This window comes from Janthinobacterium woesei (assembly GCF_051380875.1).
Taxonomy (GTDB): Bacteria; Pseudomonadota; Gammaproteobacteria; order Burkholderiales; family Burkholderiaceae_D; genus Janthinobacterium.
On the sequence record NZ_JBNYXW010000011.1, the window covers coordinates 108172 to 130823 of the forward strand.

16 protein-coding genes are annotated in these 22652 nt (G+C 63.8%); 9 read left to right on the forward strand and 7 right to left on the reverse strand.

Annotated elements, in window-relative coordinates:
• Positions 1-50: 50 nt before the first annotated feature.
• The 9 genes from ACQ4W6_RS14510 (at position 51) to ACQ4W6_RS14550 (ending at position 12485) form a co-directional block, all read left to right on the forward strand.
• Entirely contained in the window at positions 51-1607 is a 1557-nt protein-coding gene (locus ACQ4W6_RS14510; protein ID WP_436567882.1) for a sugar ABC transporter ATP-binding protein, read from the forward strand.
• Positions 1608-1708: 101 nt separating this feature from the next.
• Positions 1709-2683, forward strand: a complete 975-nt coding sequence (locus ACQ4W6_RS14515) for an ABC transporter permease (protein ID WP_436567992.1) — start codon at positions 1709-1711, stop codon at positions 2681-2683.
• Positions 2684-2772: 89 nt separating this feature from the next.
• Positions 2773-3705, forward strand: a complete 933-nt coding sequence (locus tag ACQ4W6_RS14520) for an ABC transporter substrate-binding protein (RefSeq protein WP_436567993.1) — start codon at positions 2773-2775, stop codon at positions 3703-3705.
• A 452-nt stretch (positions 3706-4157) separates the two neighbouring features.
• A complete protein-coding gene (locus ACQ4W6_RS14525) occupies positions 4158-4511 on the forward strand; it encodes a hypothetical protein (RefSeq protein ID WP_436567883.1) in 354 nt (117 codons plus the stop codon).
• 236 nt (positions 4512-4747) lie between these two features.
• The gene (locus ACQ4W6_RS14530; RefSeq protein ID WP_436567884.1) at positions 4748-7165 is read left to right on the forward strand and encodes a catalase; all 2418 of its coding nucleotides are present in this window, start codon (positions 4748-4750) and stop codon (positions 7163-7165) included.
• A 209-nt stretch (positions 7166-7374) separates the two neighbouring features.
• Positions 7375-9069: an MFS transporter gene (locus ACQ4W6_RS14535; protein ID WP_436567885.1), complete on the forward strand. Its 1695-nt coding sequence runs from the start codon at positions 7375-7377 to the stop codon at positions 9067-9069.
• Positions 9056-10252, forward strand: a complete 1197-nt coding sequence (locus ACQ4W6_RS14540; protein WP_436567886.1) for an HlyD family secretion protein — start codon at positions 9056-9058, stop codon at positions 10250-10252. The genes ACQ4W6_RS14535 and ACQ4W6_RS14540 overlap by 14 nt, the downstream gene beginning before the upstream one ends.
• Positions 10249-11640: an efflux transporter outer membrane subunit gene (locus ACQ4W6_RS14545; protein WP_436567887.1), complete on the forward strand. Its 1392-nt coding sequence runs from the start codon at positions 10249-10251 to the stop codon at positions 11638-11640. The genes ACQ4W6_RS14540 and ACQ4W6_RS14545 overlap by 4 nt, the downstream gene beginning before the upstream one ends.
• A gap of 143 nt (positions 11641-11783) precedes the next feature.
• A complete protein-coding gene (locus tag ACQ4W6_RS14550) occupies positions 11784-12485 on the forward strand; it encodes a tetratricopeptide repeat protein (RefSeq protein WP_436567888.1) in 702 nt (233 codons plus the stop codon).
• Between the two features lie 19 nt (positions 12486-12504).
• Here ACQ4W6_RS14550 and ACQ4W6_RS14555 read toward each other — a convergent pair whose 3' ends face one another.
• The 7 genes from ACQ4W6_RS14555 to ACQ4W6_RS14585 form a co-directional block, all read right to left on the reverse strand.
• Complete coding sequence (locus tag ACQ4W6_RS14555) at positions 12505-13488, reverse strand: hypothetical protein (protein WP_436567889.1); 984 nt, start codon at positions 13486-13488, stop codon at positions 12505-12507.
• A gap of 131 nt (positions 13489-13619) precedes the next feature.
• Positions 13620-16736 carry an efflux RND transporter permease subunit gene (locus ACQ4W6_RS14560; RefSeq protein ID WP_436567890.1) on the reverse strand — a complete coding sequence of 1039 codons (3117 nt, stop codon included), beginning with the start codon at positions 16734-16736 and terminating at the stop codon, positions 13620-13622.
• A 9-nt stretch (positions 16737-16745) separates the two neighbouring features.
• A complete protein-coding gene (locus ACQ4W6_RS14565; RefSeq protein WP_436567891.1) occupies positions 16746-17894 on the reverse strand; it encodes an efflux RND transporter periplasmic adaptor subunit in 1149 nt (382 codons plus the stop codon).
• A gap of 13 nt (positions 17895-17907) precedes the next feature.
• The gene (locus ACQ4W6_RS14570; protein ID WP_436567892.1) at positions 17908-19323 is read right to left on the reverse strand and encodes an efflux transporter outer membrane subunit; all 1416 of its coding nucleotides are present in this window, start codon (positions 19321-19323) and stop codon (positions 17908-17910) included.
• A 26-nt stretch (positions 19324-19349) separates the two neighbouring features.
• Positions 19350-20054, reverse strand: a complete 705-nt coding sequence (locus tag ACQ4W6_RS14575; protein WP_436567893.1) for a CerR family C-terminal domain-containing protein — start codon at positions 20052-20054, stop codon at positions 19350-19352.
• A 274-nt stretch (positions 20055-20328) separates the two neighbouring features.
• Positions 20329-21699 (reverse strand): hybrid sensor histidine kinase/response regulator, encoded by a 1371-nt coding sequence (locus ACQ4W6_RS14580; RefSeq protein WP_436567894.1) that lies wholly within the window; start codon positions 21697-21699, stop codon positions 20329-20331.
• A 142-nt stretch (positions 21700-21841) separates the two neighbouring features.
• Positions 21842-22576 (reverse strand): 2OG-Fe dioxygenase family protein, encoded by a 735-nt coding sequence (locus ACQ4W6_RS14585; protein ID WP_436567895.1) that lies wholly within the window; start codon positions 22574-22576, stop codon positions 21842-21844.
• Between the last annotated feature and the right edge of the window lie 76 nt (positions 22577-22652).

A 22652-nucleotide genomic window follows, 5' to 3' on the forward strand; every position in this document is an offset into this window, starting at 1 on the left:
CACAGACATCGCCGCCGGCAGATCAGTTACCCAGTTCTTGGAGGAGACATATGCAGAGCGTTAGCGTTCTCGACACCGGCGGCCGCCTTGCAAATGGCCCGCCGCCGGAAATACTCACATTGAACAATGTAAGCAAACGCTTTCCGGGCGTGCTGGCACTGGACCGCGTCAGCTTCAGCTTGCGCCGCGGCGAGGCCCACGCGCTGTGCGGCGAAAACGGCGCGGGGAAATCGACGCTGATGAAGGTGATGAGCGGCGTCTACCAGGCCGACGAGGGCGAGGTCATCTACAAGGGCAAGCCTTGCCGCTTCATCAGCAGTGTCGATGCGGAGGCGGCCGGCATCGCCATCATCCACCAGGAACTGAACCTGGTGCCGCACCTGACGGTGGCGGAGAATATTTTCCTGGCGCGCGAGCCCAAGCGCGGTATCTTCGTGCATCGCACGAAAATGCGCGCCGACGCGCAGGCACTGCTGGACAGGCTGAAGCTGCGCATCGATCCGAACCAGCTGGTCAAGTCCCTGTCGTGCGCCCAGCAGCAGATGGTGGAAATCGCCAAGGCCCTGTCGCTGAACACCGAAGTGCTGATCATGGACGAGCCGACGTCATCGCTGACCGAGAGCGAAACCTCGCAGCTGTTCGAGATCATCAATGACCTCAAGCGCAATGGCGTCAGCGTGGTGTACATCTCGCACCGGCTCGACGAATTGAAGCACATCATCGATCGCGTGACCGTCATGCGCGACGGGAAGTTCGTCTGTACCGACGACTTTGCCAATATTTCGCTCGATACCATCGTGGCGAAAATGGTGGGCCGCACGCTCGATGAAAAATTCCCGGAGCGCACCTCGGTGCCGACCACGGAGGCGTTGCTGACGGTGAAGGAGCTGGTGCGTCCGGGCGTCTTCGGGCCAGTCAGCTTCGACCTGCGGCGCGGCGAGATCCTCGGCTTTTCGGGCTTGATGGGGGCCGGCCGCACCGAGGTGGCACGCGCCATTTTCGGCGCCGATCCGGTTGCCGGTGGTGCCATTTTCCTGGGCCGCGAGGAGGTCAGCATCAAGTCGCCCATCGACGCCATCGGCCACGGCATCGCCTACCTGTCGGAGGACCGCAAGCAGCACGGGCTGGCGATCCGCATGTCGGTTGCGGCCAACCTGACCCTGACCAATATGGCGGCGGTGTCGAACCGCTTCGGCTTCATCGACTTCGCGCGTGAAGAAGCGGTATCGAAGCGCTACATCGAGGCGCTCGGCATCAAGACGCCATCGTCGAAGCAGGTCGCCAAGAACCTCTCGGGCGGCAACCAGCAAAAGATCGTCATCAGCAAATGGCTGTTCCGCGATTCGAAGATCATCTTTTTCGACGAACCCACGCGGGGCATCGACGTCGGCGCCAAGTTCGCCATTTACCAGTTGATGGACAAGCTGGCCTCGGAAGGCATCGGGGTGGTGCTGATCACCTCCGAGCTGCCCGAGATCATGGGCATGACCGACCGCGTCGCCGTGTTCCACGGCGGGAAAATCACCGGCATCGTCAATACGCGCGATACCACTCAAGAACAAATCATGCACCTGGCCTCTGGCAGCGGTGCGGGGAGCATAGTATGAACGGACCACTCGATATGACCGCCGGCAGCCAGAGCGTGGCGAACAGCCAGTCGCCGCTGCCGCCGGCCGGCGCCGCCACTGCCGGCAAGCCACGCTTGCGCATGAACAAGGACATGATCCAGAAGTTCGCGGCGCTGGGCAGCCTGTCGATCCTGCTGCTGGTGTTTTCGCTCACCAGCAGCGCCTTCTTCTCTGTCAGCAACGGCATGAGCGTGGCGCTGCAGGTGACTTCGATCGGCATCCTCGGTATCGCCGCCACCTGCGTCATCATCACCGGCGGCATCGACCTCAGCTCCGGCTCGGTGCTGGCCCTGTCCGGCGTGGCCGCAGCGCTGCTGGTGAAGGCCGGCGTGCCAGTGGCGCCGGCAATGCTGGGCGGGGTATTGACCGGCGCCATCTGCGGCGCCATCAATGGCTTTTGCATCACCCATTTACGGCTGCCACCGTTCATCGCCACGCTGGGCATGATGCTGATTGCGCGTGGGGTGGCGCTGCAGATCACCGGCGCGCGCGCCATCTCTGGCCTGGGCGAAGACTTCGGCGTGTTGGGCAACGGTGTGCTGTTCCGCATCGAGGCCGACAACGGCGGCACTTTCCCCGAAGTGATCTTCCCCGGTATTCCGTATCCGGTGGTGCTGATGTTCGTGCTGGCGATCGTGGTCTCGGTGATGCTGAGCCGGACCACCTTTGGCCGCCACATCTACGCAGTCGGCTCGAACGCCGAGGCGGCGCGCCTGTCCGGCGTGAAGGTGAATCGCGTGACGCTGATGGTGTATGTGATCTCGGGTGCGCTGTCTGGCCTGACGGGCTGCGTGCTGATGTCGCGCCTGGTGACGGCGCAGCCGAACGAAGGCGTGATGTACGAGCTCGATGCGATCGCCAGCGCGGTGATCGGCGGCACCTCGCTGATCGGCGGCATCGGCAGTATTTCCGGCACGGTGATCGGCTCGTTCGTGATCGGCATCTTGCGCAATGGCCTGAACATGAACGGTGTATCGAGCTTCATCCAGCAAATTATTATCGGACTGGTCATCCTGATGACCGTCTGGATCGATCAGAAGCGCAACCGCAACTGAAGTAGCAAGGCAAAAGTAGTCCAGGCAGCTCCCGTTTTATCCAACCCTATAATTAATAAAAGAGGATGACAATGAAAACCATCAAAACCATGTCGCTCGGCCTGCTGGCAACGGCGCTTGCCCTGTCGACGGGCGCTGCGCTGGCTGCGCCCGAGATCGCGGTGATCGTCAAGACTACCAATTCGAATTACTGGCAAAACGTGCAGAAAGGCGCCGCCGCCAGCGCCGCCGACGCCAAGGGCTATAGCATGACTTTCCAGGGCCCGGCCTCGGAGTCGGCCATTGCCGACCAGGTCAGCATGGTGGAGAACGCAGTCACCCGCAAGGTGGCCGGCATCGTGCTGGCGGCCTCCGACCCGGACGCACTGGTGCCGGCGCTGAAGAAGGCATGGGAAGCCAAGATCCCCGTGGTGCTGATCGATTCGATGGTGTCGGACAGCGGCAAGAAGTACTACCAGTCCTTCCTGTCGACCGATAACGAGGCTGCGGGCGAGGCAAGCGCCAAGGCGCTGATCGGCAAGATTGGCACCACTGGCAAGATCGCCGTGATGTCCTACGTGGCTGGCGCCGGTTCAGAGACCGGGCGCGTGGGCGGCTTCAAGAAATACATCGCCAAGAATTCGCAGTTGCAGATCGTCGGCACCTATTATTCGCAGTCGCAGATGGCCACGGCACTGAACCAGACCACCGACGTGCTGGCCTCCAACCCCGACCTGAAGGGCATCTTCGGCGCCAACGAGCCGACGGCCGTGGGCATGGGCCGCGCGCTGGCGCAGTCCGGCAAGTCGGGCAAGGTGGTCGGCGTCGGTTTTGATGGCAACGAGGATCTGAAGAACTTCGTCAAGGACGGCACCCTGTACGCGACTGCGGTGCAGGGTTCCTATTCGATGGGCGCACTGGGCGTGAAGACGCTGATCAGCGTCATCGAGGGCAAGAAGGTGGCACCGTTCGTCAACACCGGCGTGGTCCTGGTGACCAAGGCCAACGTCGATTTGCCGGAGGCAAAGAACGTTTTGTATTGAGGCTGGAATCGATACGCAGGAGGTGTCTTGTTCCTTGAGCCGACAAGCGGCGATCGCGTCCAGCGCGCCGCTCGCCCATTGACGTGACATGCCGCACCAGGTGAGCTTGCACGGCCTGGACGGTATCGTGCTCCGTCGCCTGCTGGAGAAGCAAGGCGCTTGATGCCAGGCTGCCGTTGCGTAGTGAACCCTATCCCCGCCCGCCCCATCAGGCCGGCGGGGATTGTTATTTCCGACAGGAATTTAAGTCTGCTTTTCAAGGTGCGGCAGCGCACGGTGGCGCGTGGCCTACGGGGTTAAGGTGGTGACAACAGCTTGCTGCTGATCCAACGTTTGATATGGCTCAGTCCGGCAGCGTTTAGCCGCTTCTTTTTCCCGGAAGCGAGGAGAGTCATGATTCGGTCACGCTATCGAACATGCTTGGATTTTATTCACTATTAAAGGAAACCATCATGAACGCTTTTGAAAAAGCCAGCTCCGACGTGAACGGCACGGCTCAGGATACCCGCACAGATTTTCACAGCTCCATCGACAGGGTCGCTGACCAGGCACAGCCGATGGTCGACAAGGTGGCAATGCGCGCCCACGATGGCGTGGACCAGGTGGGCGATCGCGTCGACCAGGTCAGCGATACCGTGGCGAAAGCGTCCGAACGCCTGATGGTGCGCGGCAAGCAATTGGGCGCCGCCTGCCAGCGCGCCGGCGAAACGGGCCGTGGCTATGTGCGGGAACGCCCGGCCGTATCTTTGCTGGTGGCAGTGGCGGCTGGTTATGGCTTGTCGAAACTGCTGGGCTCGCGCAAATAAGTTTGACGCATTCCTGTCGCGGTGTTGTCTTGGGCGCTGGCCCGGCTCGTCATTGTGGCGGGCTGGCGCAGTGCCCACGCGCACAAGCTAGCAAGGCGCGGCGGTGATGCGCTCGATTTTGTCGTGCTTGACCGGTGTACCTATCCCAGCATTATTTTGATTGCCCTGTTCGTGCGCTGAACGCGGCTGTGTAGCGTTACGCCCCTCCCCGCGGCAAACTACTCACAGGAGATGTCATGGCTAGTAACAAGAAAACGCCGTCTACGGATGGTGCGGGTTCGGTATTGAGCAGCATGTCAAGCCCATCCGAGACAGACCCGCCGCACAGCCTGGGCAGCAGCAACCCCAGTGCAGCGGCTTTGCTGAGCAAGGCGGCCGCCGGCCAGGCGCTATCGGCTGCCATGCCCGATAATCCCAAGGAGGCCGGCCAGTACGGCGAAGCAGCGCGCGCAGCGGCGCCGGCAGAGGGCGTGCATGTGGCATCCGCCGAGCCGCTCGCCACGGCCAGCACGGCTGGCGAAACAATTCCTTCGCCAAAAGTGGGTGAAGGAGCTCCGGCCCTAGGTGACAACGCCGCGAATGCATCGCTGGACCGCGCCCGCAGCGATGACAGCGCCTGCATGCTGACGACGAATCAGGGCGTGCCCGTAGGCGACAACCAGAATTCCCTGAAGGCGGGCTTGCGTGGTGCCACCCTGATGGAAGATTTTATTTTGCGTGAAAAAATCACGCACTTCGACCATGAGCGCATCACCGAGCGCGTCGTGCATGCGCGCGGTTCGGCCGCCCACGGCTACTTTGAATGCTACAAGGAGCAGAGCAAGCTGACGCGCGCCACGCCATTCGCCAAGGCGGGCAAGCGTACGCCCGTCTTCGTGCGCTTTTCTACGGTGGCCGGCGAACGCGGTTCGACCGACACGGCACGCGATGCGCGCGGTTTTGCCGTGAAGTTTTATACGGATGAAGGCAACTGGGACCTGGTCGGTAATAACATCCCCGTCTTCTTCATCCAGGATGCGATGAAGTTCCCCGACCTGGTGCACGCCGTCAAGCCCGAGCCGCACAACGGCATGCCGCAGGCGGCCAGCGCACACGACACGTTCTGGGATTTCGCTTCGCTGTCGCCGGAAATCACGCACATGCTGATGTGGGTCATGTCGGACCGGGCCATCCCCCGCAGCTACCGCATGATGCAGGGCTTTGGCGTGCACACGTTTCGGCTGGTGAACGCGAAGGGCCAGTCCGTTTTCTGTAAGTTCCACTGGTCGCCCATGGCCGGCACGCATTCGCTGGTGTGGGATGAGGCCGTCAAGATCAGCGGTGCCGACTCTGACTTCCACCGGCGCGACTTGTGGGAGGCCATTGAATGCGGCGAGTATCCCGAGTACGAATTGTCTTTCCAGGTCTTCACGGAAGAACAGGCAGAAGGCTTCCCCTTCGACGTGCTCGACGCGACAAAATTAGTGCCAGAAGAGCTCGTGCCGCTGATTCCGGTTGGAAAAATAGTGCTGAACCGCAACCCGGATAATTTCTTTGCCGAGACGGAACAGGTGGCCTTTTGCACGGCGCATATCGTGCCCGGCATCGATTTCTCCAACGATCCCCTGCTGCAGGGCCGCATCCACTCGTATGTGGACACGCAGATTACGCGCCTGGGCGGCGCCAATTTCCATGAAATCCCTATCAATTCGCCGCTGGCACCCCTGCACAACAACCAGCGCGACGGCATCCACCGCCAGGCCATCAACCGGGGCCGGGTGGCGTATGAACCCAATTCGCTGGCGGGCGGCTGCCCTTTCCAGGCGGGCAGCAAGGGTTTCAACAGTTTTCCCGCTCCCGTCGATGGCGACAAGGTACGCGGCAAGCCCGAGAAATTCGCCGAGCATTACGCGCAGGGGCGGCTGTTCTGGATCAGCCAGACGGCCGTCGAGCAAGACCATATCGTGCATGCGTTTCGCTTCGAATTGAGCAAGGTGCAGACAGTGGCCATCCGCCAGCGCATCGTTTCCATGCTGCGCAATGTCGATGAAGCCCTGGCGCAGCGCCTGGCCGATGGCCTTGGCCTGGCCTTGCCGCCCGCCATGCCGCGCGCTTCCATGCTGCCTATGCCCAGCTATCCGCCGTCGCCGGAGTTATCGCTCACTTTCCGTCCCGGCAAGACGGGTATCCACACCCTGCGCGTGGCGATCCTGGTGGGGCCGGGCAGCGATGGCGCGCAAGTGCGCAGCATTTACGCGTCGCTACTGGCCGATGGCGCCGTGCCGCGCCTGGTGGGCAGCCAGCTGGGCCGTGTCGACACGAGCGGCGGTGCGCCGCTGGCTGTTGAAATTTCGCTGGAAGCGGGGCCGTCCGTGCTATTTGACGCCGTCGTGATTCCGGATGGACAGGGCGGCGTGCAGCAACTGGGTGGCGATGCCAACGCGCTCGATTTCCTGCGCCTGCAATACCGCCACTGCAAGCCGATGCTCGCCATCGGCGCGGGCAAGGGCTTGCCGGACAAGGCCGGCGTGCCGCTGACCCTGCCCGATGGCAAGCCTGATCCCGCCATCATCGTCGTGCCGTCTGGCGAAGTGGTCAAGGGCGTGGCTGCCTTCAATAAGGCGTTGGCAGCGCACCGGGCATTTGCGCGCGAGACGGACCCGCCGCGGGTGTGAGAGCCGCAAAAGCCCAGCGAAGGCTCACCTCCGCTGGCGCAGTGGCAAGCTTGTTTGTCCTGCGCCGGCAACAGCTGCCAACAATGAACACAATGAAAACGTCCTGCGATGATATGCTGCGCACCAGAACTGCTTATTTGCAACTGTTTTCATAACAGCAGCAAACAGTCACAACTGGCAGTTGATGCAAACCTGATCGCGATTGCCGCATGGACAAGTACACACCACGAACCTGGGGGCCGGGCGAGCGCCCGACCTTGCCCGGGTCGCCATCGATGCCGGAACACTCGACGCCCAAGCGCGTCGCGTATTTTATCGTCGGCCTGATCGTCGCACTGACGGGGGGGCTAGGCAACGGCCTGGTGACGGCCAACCTGCTGAACCTGCAAGGTGCGCTGGGCGCCTACGCGGCCCAGATGCAGTGGTTGCCGGCTGCCTACGTGATGACCATCGTTTCCATGAATCTGCTGCTGGTGAAGTTCCGCCAGCAGTTCGGCCTGCGTCTGTTTACTGAGGCATTCCTGGTGCTGTACGCCTTGGTGACGTTCGCCCATCTGTATGCCAACAGCCTGTCGTCGGCGATCGCCGTGCGCGCCGCGCATGGCATGGTGGGCGGCGCGCTGGGGGTGCTGGGCCTGTATTACGTCTTGCAAGCCTTCCCCGCGCGGCACCGCCTGAAGGGCGTGGTGCTGGGCTTAGGCTTTGCCCAATTGGCGTTGCCGCTGGCGCGCATCTTCACCTCCGAATTGCTGCAGCTTGGCGAGTGGCATGGCCTGTACCTGTTCGAGCTGGGGCTGGCCTTGCTGGCGCTCGGTTGCGTGCTGGCCTTGAAGCTGCCGCCCGGCGACCGCATGCAAACCTTCGAGCCGCTCGACTTCCTTACCTTCATTCTGTTCGCGCCCGGCGTGGCCCTGCTATGCGCCGTGCTGGCGCAGGGGCGCACGGCATGGTGGCTGGAAGCGGAGTGGGTGGGGGTGTGCCTGGCCTGCTCGATCGTGCTGATCATGGCGGCACTGGCCATTGAGCATAACCGTGCGCGCCCGCTGCTCAATACGCGCTGGCTCACCACGGGCAAGATCGCCAAGCTGTTTTTATCGGTGCTGCTGTTCCGCATCGTGCTGTCCGAGTCGACCGGCGCGGTGGGCTTCTTGCAGGCGCTGGGCTTGAATACGGACCAGATGCAGAACCTGTTCATCGTCGTCTTGCTGGGCAGCGTGGCAGGCCTGGTGGTCAGTGCGCTGACGATCAACCCGGCCACCATCCACCGCTCGCTGATGTTCGCGCTGCTGCTGATCGCCTTTGGTGCCCTGATCGACGCGCATGCCACCAGCCAGACGCGCCCCGTCAACATGTATGTCAGCCAGTTCCTGCTGGCCTTTGGCGGCACGTATTTCCTCGGCCCCACCATGGTCGCCGGCATGGGGGCGGTGATTGCCGAACCGCGCAACCTGATCAGCTTTTCCGTGATGTTTACCATGACGCAGAACCTGGGCGGCTTGCTTGGCTCGGCCATCGTCGGCACCATCCAGACGGCGCGCGAAAAGTACCATTCCAGCTACCTGGTCGAACACTTGAGCATGCTCGACCCGCAGGTGGCCGCGCGCGTGCAGTCGGGCGCAGCAAGCTACAGTGGCGTGTTGACGGATCCGACCTTGCGCAGTGCCGAGGGCGTGGCGCGCCTCGGTGCCATCGCCACGCGCGAAGCCAATGTGCTGGCCTATAACGATGTTTTTTTGATGATCGCCGGCGTTGCCATCGCGACCCTGGCGTGGATGCTGGTCGGCCAGTCCTGGACCCGCATCACCACTGGCGCGCGGCGCCTGGTCGGCCCCGTGGGCGACGCGCAAACCGCGATGGCCATCGTCCCCATTACCAATTCGGAACCGAACAATGACAGAAAATAAGAATCCACCGCCTGCACCGACACCTGCACCCGCGCCTGCATCAGCACCCGTCACCCAGACGCCGCCGCAGCCGGACCGGCGCCACCAGTGGATTTCGGCACTGGCCTTTGCCGCCGTGGCGCTGGTGGGCGTGCTGATTGTGCTGTATGCGTGGCGGCTGCCACCGTTCACCAGCCCCATCGTGACGACGGAAAACGCCACCGTGCGGGGGCAGGTGACGATCATCGGCACGCAGTTGTCCGGCTATGTAGTGGAAGTGACGGTGCAGGACTTCATGGACGTGAAGGAAGGCCAGCTGCTGGTGCGCATCGATGACCGCATCTATCAGCAGCGCTACGAGCAGGCGCAGGCCCAGCTGGCCGCGCAGCAGGCGGCGCTGTCGAACTGGGCGCAGCAAAAGGCCAGTGCGGAGGCGGGCATCGCCGTCAGCCAGGCGGCGCTGGCGAATGCGCAAGCGCAGGCGCGCAAGGCCAGCGCCGATTTGAACAGGGTGGAGCAATTGGTGGCCGATGGCTCGCTGTCGCAGCGCGAACACGACCAGTCGCGCGCCACGCAGGTGCAGATGGCGGCGGCGCTGGCGCAGGCGCGGGCCAATCTCGACATCGCCCAGCAAGGCGTGCATTCCGTGGTGGTCAACAGGCTGGCGCTGGAAGCTGCCGTGGCAAATGCACAGGCGGCAGTCAAGGCGGCAAAGATCGACCTCGATAACACGCGCATCGTGGCGCCATCCGATGGCCAGCTGGGCCAGGTCACGGTGCGCCAGGGCGCATACGTCAATTCCGGTGCGCAGCTGATGGCGCTGGTGCCGCGCCAGATGTGGGTGATCGCCAATTTCAAGGAAACGCAGATGAACGGCGTGCAGGAAGGACAGAGCGCCACCTTCCACGTCGATGCCCTCGACGGCGCCGTGCTGACGGGGCAGGTGGAGCGGATATCGCCGGCCACGGGTTCCGAATTTTCCGTGCTGCCGGCCGATAACGCGACGGGTAACTACCTGAAGATCGCCCAGCGCATCCCCGTGCGCATCCGCATCGATCCGGGCCAGGCGAATGCGCGCCGGCTGGTGCCGGGCATGTCGGTAGTCGTCAGCGTCGACACCTCCGCTGTGCTGAACGACTCGGCGGACAATCCCGCGCCGCCGCCAGCGCCGCCGAAAAAGGCGCCCGCGAAGGCCAAGCCATGAAACGCCGCCTGCTCATCGCCGGCGCGCTGGCGCTGGCCGGCTGCGCCGCCACGGCGCCGCCGCAGCCGCCATCGAGCTTGCAACTGCCGTCCGGCTGGCGCGCGCAGGCCGCTGGCGCACCTGTTGCGAATGCCGCCCATGTCGAGCAGCTGTGGTGGCAGGCTTTTGGCGACCCCGTTTTGAGCGACCTGGTGGGTGAGGCACTGGCACGCAACGGCGACTTGCGCGTAGCGCGCGCCCGGGTACTGGAATACCGTGCGCGCCTGGCGCAGGCCGATGCCAATCGTGCGCCGAACCTGGCCTTCGACGGCTCGCCCACGCGCACGCGCACCCTGGCTTATAACGGCGTGCCGTACGTGACGAATGTCTTCCAGGCCGAACTGCAGGCCAGCTATGAAATCGATGTATGGGGGCGTTTGGCCAAGCTGAGCGACGCGGCCGGCGAAAGCTACCGCGCCGAGCAGGCCAGCCTCGATGCGGTGGCCCTGTCGATCGCCGCCAGCGTGGCGACCGCTTACCTGAATTTGTGCGGGCTCGATGCGCAGCTGGCGCTGACACAATCGACCTTGCAGCTGCGCGAACAATCGCGCGAGCTGGCACGCAAGCAATTCGAGGTGGGCTACAGTTCGCGCCTGGAATGGCTGCAGGCGCAATCGGAATACCATGCGGCGGCCGAGCAGGTACCGCAGTTGCAGCGCCAGATCTTTGAACAGGAAAATGCGCTGGCCGTGCTCGTCGGCGGCAATCCCGGCCCCATCGCACGCGGCTTGCCGCTGGCCGAGCTGGCGGCGCCTGGCGTGCCGGCTGGCCTGCCATCCGAATTGCTGCGGCGCCGGCCCGACATCGCGCGTGCGGAACATAACCTGGCGGCGGCCAACGCCAGCCTTGCGGCGACGCGCGACCAGTTGCTGCCCTCGTTCAAGCTGACGGCGGTGGGCGGCGGCCAGGCGACGACGCTTACCGATTTTCTGCATGCGCCCACGGCCCTGTGGCGCTTGACGGCGCTGGCGGCCGGTCCGCTGTTCGATGGCGGACGGGTACAGGCGCAGACCGATGCCGCTGGCGCGCAGCGCGACCAGCTGGTGTACACATATGAAAACGTGGTGAGGACTGCCTTCGCCGAAACGGAAAACAGCCTGGGCGCGATCTACCGGCTGCAGCAGCAGGCCGTGGAAAACGACGCGCGGCGCGCCACGGCAGCCAATACGCTGCGCATCGCGCACAACCGCTACCGCAACGGCTACGCCTCCTACCTGGAAGAACTCGATGCCCAGCGCACCCTGTACAGCGCCGACGTGGGGCTGCTGCAGCTGAAAACGCGCATCCTCGTCGCCTCGGTCGACCTGTACCGCGCCATGGGCGGCGGCTGGTCGGCAAGTGAGCAATAGCGCAGGCCTATCCCGCGCTGAGCATTCCACTTGCCGGTGTAAGATTGTGCCCGGGAAGGCGGCGGCACGGTGCCAGCTGCTCCCATCACGAACGAGGTAGTAGCATGGAGTTTTTTGGCATAGGCATCCACATATTGATCGCATTGTTTTTTGCTATCCATGTGGTGCGCAACGGGCAGCAGCTGTACTGGCTGCTGATACTGTTCATGTTCCCGCTGCTTGGCAGCGTGGTGTATTTCTTCGCCATCTACCTGCCCAATTCGCGCCTGCCGCAAGGCGCGCGCAAGGTGGCGTCGGTGGCCGTGCAGGTGCTCGACCCGAACCGGGAATTGCGCGAAGCGCGCGCCGCCTTCGAGTACACGCCGACGGCGCAAAACCAGATGCGCCTTGCCAGCGCGCTGCTCGAAGCGGGCAATCCGCAAGAGGCGGCATCGACCTATGAAGCCTGCCTGCAGGGCGCATTTTCATCGGACCTGGAAATACGCCTGGGCGCGGCGCGTGCCTACCTGGAATGCGAACGGGGCGCCGAGGCATTGACGCACCTGGAATTCATCCGCCGCAGCGACATCCACTTCCGTCCCGAAATGGTGGCCTTGCTGACGGCGCGCGCGCTGGCGCAGGCCGGACGCCAGCCAGAGGCGAAGGCGGAATTTGACGATGCGCTAACCCGCTACGGCAGCTTCGAGTGCCGCGCCGAATACGCGGTCTGGGCGCTGCAGCAGGGCGACAAGGTCCTGGCCGAGCGCCTGTGCGCGGATATCGACAGCGCCATGGCCCGCTGGAGCAGCCATACACGTTCGATGTATGCGCCGCTGCTGGCGCGCCTGGAGGCGGCGCGTCGCTAGCGGCACCACGGTACGAGGCTTACACGCCAGGTACCATGTTTTTTCCATCAACTAATTTATAACCCTTGCCATCGAAGGCATAGCGCGCGTGGCCGTTCAACGGTGTGGCAATGCGCGGCGGATCCTGGTCCGGCTTGAGCGTGACGCCCGCCTTGATTTTCTCGGATGCGCCCGTAAAATCGATCAGCAAGTCATCATAGGCACTGCCATCGCGCGCGGTCGCGAAGCGCCAGCGTCCTTCGACCATCCAGCATTCATCCATCTCCGGCGTGCAGGCGCCCATATTGTCCGAGTACAGGTCGATAGCGCCATCGAGCGCGGTGACTTTGCCGTCACCGATTTCAAACAGGGCCAGCTGCGTGATCGTGTATCCCTGGCCGGTATAGCCGTGGCGGATCGCCAGCCCCGGCTTGTTCGCGCCCAGCGTAACCCAGTGGACTTCACCGAGCTGCCCTGACGAACCGAGGGCGGCGATGTTTTCCAGCCGTTTCACGACTCGCCACTGGCCGTCTTGCGGCTGGCCCTTGGGCGCCAGGAAAAAGACATTCAACAGTCCCGACGAGGCGTGCGCCGATTCGGCCGTGCCTTCCGTGTTGGCCGTTTCTGCATTTGCCACCAGGATGGCGCGGCCATCGGGCAACAGCTTGTGGCTGACGGCACTGACCACATAACTGAGTTTGTCGACGTGATTGTCTGGATCGGGCAGGTCGGCTAGCGCATCGTCGCTGTCGTCGCGGTACTCCTTGCCGAACACGGCGCGCATCATGCCCGCTTCGCGTTCGCGTGCCTGGGACGTGTTCATTTCTTCCGTCTTGGGTGCGGTGGCGGCCGGCGGCGCGATAGTGGCCGGTGCAGTATCGGCAGTATCGGTAGCAGCGGCAGCAGTGCCGGCTGGCGCGTCGGCCACGTCGACCACGTCAGCACTGGCGGGAGCGGTTTTGTCCGAACAGGCGCCGAGCAGCGAACATGCCAGTAGCAGGGCTAGCGGGGTGGGGTAATTCATAGGCAGGGCAGATTGCGTTCATTGAGAATGGGCGCAGTATGCCAGATAGAAGGAAGCGAGGGAGCGCGGCCTGCCGGCCGGTCCTTCGCTTCCTTGCCCGCGGGGGGCGATTTTACAATCAGCTACAACGCTTATTTTTCCAGCGCCACCTTGTCATCGCGCCGCGGCGGCGCCTTGTGGCGGCGCAGTTTCGCCATGCCGCGCTTGAGCAGGTGCTCCAGGTCATCGATGTAAGTGAACACGGCCGGCACCACCAGCAGGCTCAATAAAGTCGACGTGATCAGGCCGCCGATGACGGTGATGGCCATCGGCGAACGGAAGCTGGGATCGGCGCCCCAGCCCAGCGCCAGCGGCATCATGCCGGCGCCCATGGCAATCGTCGTCATCAGGATGGGCCGGCTGCGCTTATGGCAGGCGTCGACCAGCGCATCGAAGCGGTTCATGCCCGCCTGGCGCGCCAGGATCGCATAGTCGACCAGCAGGATCGAGTTCTTGGTAACGATCCCCATCAGCATGATCAGGCCGATCATTGACGGCATCGACAGCGCGCTGCCAGTGATCAGCAAGGCTACGAAAGCGCCGCCGATCGACAGGGGTAGCGCCGCCAGGATGGTGATCGGCTGCATGAAGTCCTTGAACAGCAGTACCAGCACGCAGTAGATGCACAGCACGCCGATCAGCATGGCCAGGCCGAAGCTGGCGAACAGCGACGCCATCTCCTGTGCGTCGCCCAGTTCGGCGATTTTCACGGCAGGCGGCAGGTTCTTCATCGATGGCAGGGCGCGCGCTTCCGTGTTCAATTCGCCCAGGGTACGCGAACCGAGTTCCACGTCGAGCGTGACGTTGCGGCTGCGGTTCAGGCGGTCGATCTGCGCCGGGCCGCTCTCCATGGTCACGGTGGCGACATTGGCCAGGCGTACCGGGCCATTTTTTCCGGGCACGGTCAGGCGCTCGATGGCGGCCAGGTCGGCGCGCACGCTGTCTGGCAGCTTGACGCGGATCGGCACTTGCCGCTCCGGCAGGTTCATTTTCGTCAGGTCCGTATCGTAGTCGCCGGCCGTGGCCACGCGCACTGTTTCGCCGATGGCCGCCGCCGTCACGCCCAGATCTGCCGCCTTGGCAAAATCGGGCCGCACGATGATTTCCGGGCGTACCAGCGAGGCGCTGGAATTGACGTTGCCGATGCCTTTCAAGCCGCGCAGTTCGCGCTCGACCTTTTGTGCCGCCGCCATGAGCGCTACCGGGTCTTCCGAGCGCAGCACCAACTGCATCTTGACGCCGGTATCGGGCGGGCCGACCGTGAAGCGGGCGCCAGGAATACTATCGAGCTTGTGGCGCAGCTGCGTTTCCAGCCCGGCCATCGACTCCTTGCGCTCGGTGCGGTGCACCGTGGTCAGGGTCAGCACGGCGCGGCGCGCTTCGGCCGCTGCACCGGGGGCGAACGCGTCGCCGCTGGAGCCACCGCCTACCGAACTGAAGACGCCTTTGATGCCGGGGATCTGCATGGCGGCGTCGCGCGCCATGGCTGCCACGGCCTGCGTTTCCGCCAGCGTGGAGCCGGGCGGCAGTTCCAGGTTGATCTGCGTCTGCGCGCGGTCGGCGGCTGGCACGAAGCCCGTCGGCAGCAGTGGCACGAGCGCGATGGAGCCGGCAAAGAACAGGGCCGAGGCGATGGCCGTGATGCCGCGGTGGTTCAGGCACCAGCGCATCACGCGCAGGTAGCGCATCATCAGCCAGCCATCCTGTTCTTCCCCGTGTGGCAGCGGTTTTAACAGGTAGGCGGCCATCATCGGCGTCAGCAGCCGTGCCACTACCAGCGACGCCAGTACGGCCAGCACGGCGGTCCAGCCGAATTGCTTGAAGAACAGGCCGGGAATGCCGCTCATGAAGGCCGTCGGCAGGAACACGGCGACCAGCGCAAAGGTGGTGGCGATGACCGCCATGCCGATTTCGTCGGCCGCTTCCATGGCCGCCTCCATGGGCGACTTGCCCATGCGCAGATGGCGCGAGATATTTTCGATTTCCACGATGGCGTCATCGACCAGCACGCCGACCACCAGCGCCAGGGACAGCAGGGTGACGGTGTTGAGCGTGTAGCCGAACCAGTAGATGCCGAGGAAAGCGGGCATCACGGACAGGGGCAGGGCGGCGGCGGCCACCAGGGTGGCGCGCCAGTCGCGCAAGAACCACCACACCACCAGCACGGCCAGCAGCGCGCCTTCGTACAGCAGCTCCATCGAGCCTTCGAAGTTTTCCTCGACGGGGAAGGCATTGTCGATCGACTGCTGCAGCACGACGCTGGGGTTTTCCTTCTGCAGTTCGTCGATGGCGGCCCGCGCGCCCTTGGCCACGGCCACTTCGCTGGCGCCCTTGGTGCGGAACACCTCAAAGGCGACGACCGTCTTGCCATCCTGCTCGGCCAGCGCGCGCGGCTCGGCGATGGTGTCGCGCACCGTGGCGACTTGCTCCAGGCGCACGTGGCGCCCGTCTGGAAGGGGAATGTCCACCTTCGACAGTTCATCGGCCGTCTTCACGGTGGCGATGGTGCGCACCGATTGCTCGGCGCCGCTGACATCGCCCCGGCCACCGGGCGCTTCGCGCTGCACCAGGCGCAGCTGGCGCGATACGTCGAGGGCCGACACTTTCAGTGCCGCCATGCGCGCTTCATCGAGCTCCACCTGGATCTCGCGGTAGACGCCGCCCACGCGGGTCACGGCGCCCACGCCGGGCACTGTCAACAGGCGCTTGGCCACCGTATTGTCGACAAACCAGGACAAGTCCGGCGCATCGAGCGGATTGTCGACACCCGGTTTCGCCGTGGCGATGAAGGTCAGCACCACCCGCCCGGCAGTGGAAGCCTTGGTGACGGTAGGGTCGCGCAGCTCGGCCGGCATGTCCGCCTTGACGCGGGCAACGGCATCGCGTACATCGTTGACGGCTTCGGCGATCTGCTTTTCCAGGATGAATTCGACGGTCACCGTGACCACGCCATCGAGCACCTTGGTATAGATGTTCTTGACGCCTTGCAAGGTGGCGACGGAATCCTCGATCTTGCGCGCCACTTCCGTTTCCAGCTGGGCCGGCGCGGCGCCTGGCAGCACCGCGCTGACGGTGACGATGGGCAGTTCGATGTCGGGAAAATCCTGCACCGGGTTGGCCTTGTAGGCCAGCAAGCCGGCCAGCGTCAGCAGTACGAACAGCATGATGGCCGGGATCGGGTTTTTGATCGAGAGGGAGGAAAAATTCATGGCCTCTCCTTATTTTTTCACTGCCACAGGAACTGGTGCCGCTACATTGCGCACCAGATCGCCGTCATTGAGGAAGCCGGCGCCGCTGATGACGATGGTGGTATCGGCCGTGATGCCAGCCAGGATTTCAATGCGATCCGTCAGGCGCCGGCCCGGTTGTACCTTGATCTGGCTGACGCGCTGGTCGGGATTGAGGCGGAAGACATAGCTGAAGCCATCGCGCACGGCGATTGCCTGCTGCGGCACCGTCAGTGCGCTCGAGGTACCCAGTTCAAATTCGCCGCTGGCGTACATGCCGGCCTTGAACGGCGCGTTCGTGCCGGTGCTTGCCGGCAGGTCGACATACACGAGGGCAGAGCGGGTTTGTGGATCGACGGTGGGGGCGATCATGCGCACCTTGCCTGTCAGGATGCTGCCATTGGCCGCCTTTACCTGCGCCAGGGTGCCCTGTTTCAGATTCAGCAGTTCGGTGGCCGTCACTTCGGCGCGCCATTCAAGGCGGCCCTGGCGGATCATGCGGAACAATTCCGTGCCGGCGCCCACCACCGAACCGACGGTGGCCGAACGCGACGAAATGATGCCGCTGTCGGGCGCTGCCACCTGCGTGTATTTCAGGCGCAGCTGCTGCGCTGCCAGCTGCGCCTTGGCCGATGCGATGCGAGCATTGGCCGTCTGTTCGGCCGTCAGGTATTGGCTGATCTGCTGCGCGCTGATGGCGCCTGTGCTTTGCAGCGAGCGGGCGCGCTGCGCATTGGCGGCTGCTTCGGCAGCATTCGCTTGCGCTTCCAGCACGGCCGCTTTCGCCTGCGCTACATCGGCGTTCACCGTGTCGTTGGAGAACACAGCCAGCACCTGGCCGGCGCGCACGACATCGCCCACGTTGACCCTCACTTCTGTCAGGCGTAAGCCGTTCGACTCGCTGCCGATAATGGCTTCCTGCCAGGCGGCCACGTTGCCGTTGGCGCTCAGCTTGATGGGCAGGCTGGCGGTCTGCGGCTTGGCCGTGGTGACGGTCAGGGCGGGTTTTTGTACGGCGTTCCTGTCTTTGGCGTCGCCGGCGGCGGTGGAGGTGGGCGAATACAGGGCAACGCCGGCGCCTAGCGCCACGAAGAGGGTGGCGAGCGCGAATCCGATGGGTTTCAAGGTCATTTTTTTCATGTTGTTGTATCCGTCAGGGGGCGTTGTTGGCGATGGAGGCGCTGCTGTTCCAGCCGCCACCGGCGGCGCGGTACAGCGCCACCCAGGCGGCGCTGCGTTCACGCTCCAGGTTGACCAGCGTGTTTTCGGCGGCCAGGCGCGTGCGGCGTGCGTCTTCCAGTTCTATCAGGCTGGCCAGGCCATTCTTGTAGCGGTCTTCGGTAGCGACAAACGCGATGCGGTAGCCTTCCAACGCCGTTTTCGCGTGGCCGCTGCGTTCGTCCGTGCTGGCCAGGTTGACCAGTGCCTCTTCCACTTCGCGCACGGCCTGGCGTACGCCGGCACGGTATTTCAGCACTGCCTCGTCGTAGCGCGCCGTGGCCGCATCGATCTGGGCGCGGCGGGTGCCGCCGTCGAAGATGGGCAGGCTGACGGCCAGCGGGCCGATGCTCCAGGTGCTGGCTGTCATGCTGCTGCCACCGCTGCGAATATTGCCCTTGCCGATGGCGCCGGCAAGGCTCAGGCGCGGATAGCGCTGCGCTTGCGCGCCGCGCACTTCAAAGCTGGCTGCTGCCACTTCGCGTTCGGCGCTGTAGATGTCGGGCCGCTGGGCCAGGGTTTGCGCCGGCAGTGCTGCAATTGCCACGGGCGAGGGCAGGACGGCAGGGCTGGCGGCCAGCTTCTGGCGCAGGGCGTCTTCGGGCATGGCCGACAGGGCCACCATGGCCTTGATATCCACGTCGCAGGCGGCGCGCTGTTCGATGGCGCGGCTGGCGCCTTCGGCGGCGCTGGCGCGCGCCAGTGCCGCATTGGCGGGCGGCTGGAAACCGGCGCCGGCGCTCAGCTGCGTCAGGCGCGCCGAATCGCGGCGCGAGACGGCATCCTGCTCGGCCACCGCCTGCAATTGCTGGCATGTGCGCAAGGCGTAATATTGGTTCGCCACTTCGGCCGCCACGGATACGCGCGCGTCGTGCCACTGCGCCCGCGCACTGTCGTAGCGCTCCTGCGCCGCGTCGCGCGTGGCACGGTTGGCGCCGAAGACGTCGATTTCCCACGACGCCTGCAGCGCCGCCTGCGACGTGGTGCCGCTCGGTTGCAGCGATTGCTGGCTGGTGCGCACCACGCTGCCCGTGGCGTCCAGGGTGGGCGCCAGCGCGGCGCCGCTGGCCACGCGGTCCGCGCGCGACTGCACGATGCGCGTGCGTGCGGCAGCGATGGTCGGACTCACTTGCTGGGCGTCGGTGATCAGTGTCACCAGCAGGGCGTCGCCCTGATGCTGCCACCAGCTGGCCAGGTCCGTCAGGCTGCCGTTGTGCGGCAGGGGCGCTTGCCATTGCGCTGGCGTGCTGGCGGCCACCGCGATGGGCGGCCCCTGCAAGGCGCAGCCGCCCAGTGCCAGCAGCATGCTGGCGGCCAGGGTGTGTTGAACGGCACATCGAATAGTCGTCATGCTTGTCCTTGTCATTATGCTTGTCGTTAAGCGGTATCGGTTGATGAAGGGCGGGCGAGGCGCTGGCGTTCCACCTCGGCCATGGCCAGCGCGTAATCGGTCATGCGCGCCAGCCAGGTATTGATGGCGTGCGGCGTTTCCAGCAATTGGGGACGCAGTGTCTGCAGCACCTCGGCGCCGACCATGTGCTGCAAGGCCAGCGAGGCGATGGAGAACGCCAGGCGGTGCATGTCGTCGCTATTGTCGGGCGCCCCCAAGTGGCGCGCCAGCACACGCGTGAGCGCTTCGTGCTCTGGGCGGCTGTTCTGGTCGATCTCGCGTGCCCACAGTCCCGTCGGTTCGAGCATTTCGCGGCACCACAGGCGCATGCAGTCGCGTGCGATCTCTCCCTGCTGTATGGGGGCGAGCAGTTGCGCATAAAAACCGTCCAGGCTTTGGCGCAGACTGAAATGGGGCTGGTCGTACAGGGCGATATTGTCTTGCGGGTTCGACGATTGCTGGGCGAAGGCGGCGCGGTACAGGCCCGCCTTGTCGCCAAAATAATAGCGGATGGCAGCCGCATTCGTGCCGGCCGCCTGCGCCAATTCGCGCGTGGACGTCTTGGCGTAGCCTTGTTCGGCAAACAGGCGGATGGCGCTATGGAGCAGGCGCTCGCGCGACTGCTCGCCATCCGAGCGGGGCTTGCGCCCATCGTCGGCCGGGGCGGTTGGGGGAGATGTTTTTTCAATCATGCCGGAGATTTAAACACATATCTCAAGCGTTTGATATAACTCAATCGTTTGATTTAGTTATTGAAGGGGAGATATTTTGGTGCAAGTTTGCTCAGGCGCCACCAGACAAAAAAAAGCCCGCATACCTTGCGGCGCGGGCTGAATCCAATGTTCGGAGAACGAATTGGAGGAGACAGTTCTACTATAGCGCGAAAAATGGTGCAGTGCAATACAGTAGAACTACGGTGTCGATTTATTCGGGATGTGAAAATGACATGCTGCGCTGCATAGCGGCTCAGGATTTGCTGCGCAGGGCTAGCGTAAACGTGCTGCCGGAGCCGTAGTCGCTGTTGAAGTACAAGGTGCCGCCGATGGCGTTGGCCAGGTTTTGGCACAGGTACAGGCCCAGTCCCGCGCCCTCCACGTGGCGCGTGGAAGTGGAATCGAGCTGCGAGAAGGCCTGGAACAGCTTGGCCTGGTCTTCTTCCTTGATGCCTGCGCCGCTGTCGGCGATGCTCATTTCCGTCACCTGCACGTTGCCTTCGCCGCGCTGGGCCAGGCCGATGCGCACCGTGCCCTGTTCCGTGAACTTGATGGCATTGTTGAGCAGGTTGATCAGGATTTGCGTGAGCGCACGGCGGTCCGTGTTGATCACCACGGGCGCCTGGCCCGGTTTTCCCAGTTCGCCCAGTTCTATTTCCAGTGCCAGGCCTTTTTGCTGGGCCAGGGGACGCAGGGTATCGGCCACTTCCGCCATCAGCTCCTGGCAGTGCACGGCTTCGATCGACAGGGTCAGCTTGCCCGCCTCGATCTTGGCCACGTCGAGGATGTCGTTGATCAATGAGAGCAGATGGCGCGCGCTGGCGCGGATGGTATTGAGTTGCTTGTCCTGCTCGGCCGTCAGCGGGCCGGGCAGTTTCATCAGCAGCGCGCCGGTAAACCCGATGATGGCGTTCAGCGGCGTGCGCAGTTCATGCGACATGTTGGCGATGAAGGCCGACTTCATGCGGCTCGCCTCGGCCAGTTCCAGGTTTTTCAGGGCGATTTCGCGGTTGATGGTTTCCAGTTCGGCCGCGTGGTGCGCCAGGCGCATGTTCAGCTCGATCACCTGGCGTTCGCGCGCCTGCAGTTCGCCGTTGACCTGTACCGCCTGTTCATAGGTGGAGATCAGCAAATCGAGGATTTGCTGGCGTTCCGCATTGATGAAATGCTTCTGGTCGCCCAGGTACAGCGCGATGCCGATTTCCACATTCTGGTTCTTGCGCAGCTTCTGGTTCATCAGCATGTGGCTGATGCGGTTGAGCAGATAGTCTTCCGCATACGGCTTGCGGATGAAATTATCGGCGCCGCATTCGATGCCGCGGATGATGTCCTTCGGGTCGTTGAGCGAGGTGACCAGGATCACGGGAATGTCGCGCAGCGTCGGGTCGGACTTGATGGCGCGGCACAGGTCGTAACCATTCATTTCCGGCATGACGATATCGGATAGCACCAGGTGCGGCTTGCGTTCGCGGATGGCAGCCAGGGCCAGTTGGCCATTCGCTGCCACGCGCGCGTTGTAGTGCAGGGACTGGATCAGGCGCCGCAAGCGTTCCGCCTGGGTCGGGCTATCCTCGACGATCAGGATCTCGATTTCGTCAGGCTTGATTTGATTGATGGAGTCCACAGACCTCTCCTAGAATTTCATTGTGGTGATGCTGGGCACAGCGGGCGCGCAATATCGACATCCTATGACTATATCGGATTTAGGTCTGTAAAAGTAACTTCCAAGTAACTATTTTGGCCACAGGGAATGCTGTGGCCGCCTGTTAATTTTCGCCCTGGAATTGACCGGCACGGTAGGTCAGCACCAGCGTGTCGCGGTGCCCATGCGCGCCGACGGGCTGGATCGGCGTCGACTCGTGGATCACGGTCGCATCGTCGAGCAGCAGCAGCGACCACGGCTCGGTCAGCGTAAAACGCTTGCCGTTGGGACCGTCTGCCTCGAAGATGCGCGTCTCGCCGCCCTTGATCTGCTCGCGCCCTATCAGCAGCACGGCGACGAAATCGACGCCATCGCGGTGCGCGCCTTCCGGCGTGGGGCGGCCGATGCCATCGGTGGTGTCGATGCGGAACTGGTGCGCCTCGATGAACCATGGCTGTTGTCCCTTCACCGCAGAACAGGCGTCGCCCAGCGCGCGAATCAACTGCTGCCAGGCCGCTTGCGCCACGATGGCCGGCTCGATCGGCTCGAACAGGCGATGCATGCCGCCGTGCAGGGCGTTGTATTCGACCGGCTGCCAATGGGGGCGGTGCGCCGTCTGCGTCAGGCTGGTGCCATCCTGTACGAAGCAGGAGTGGCGCCGGCGGCGATAGCGGCCGCCATCCTTCAGGTAATTGTCGAGCGCCAGCGTGTTCCAGCTGCCTTCGAGCGCGCGCAACGCCGCCAAAGGGCAGCCGGCCAGCGTGGCCACGTCCTGCGGGCGCAAGACGGCATAGCCGTCGTCGCGCAAGGCGTGCTTGACGCGGGACGGGTCGGTAAAGATCGGTGCGGAAGTGCTCATGGCGGTCCGGCCGGTATGCGGCCTGTATCAGTTTATCCAGCCTGGCATTCTACGACTTCGCGGCGATTCCTGTGTT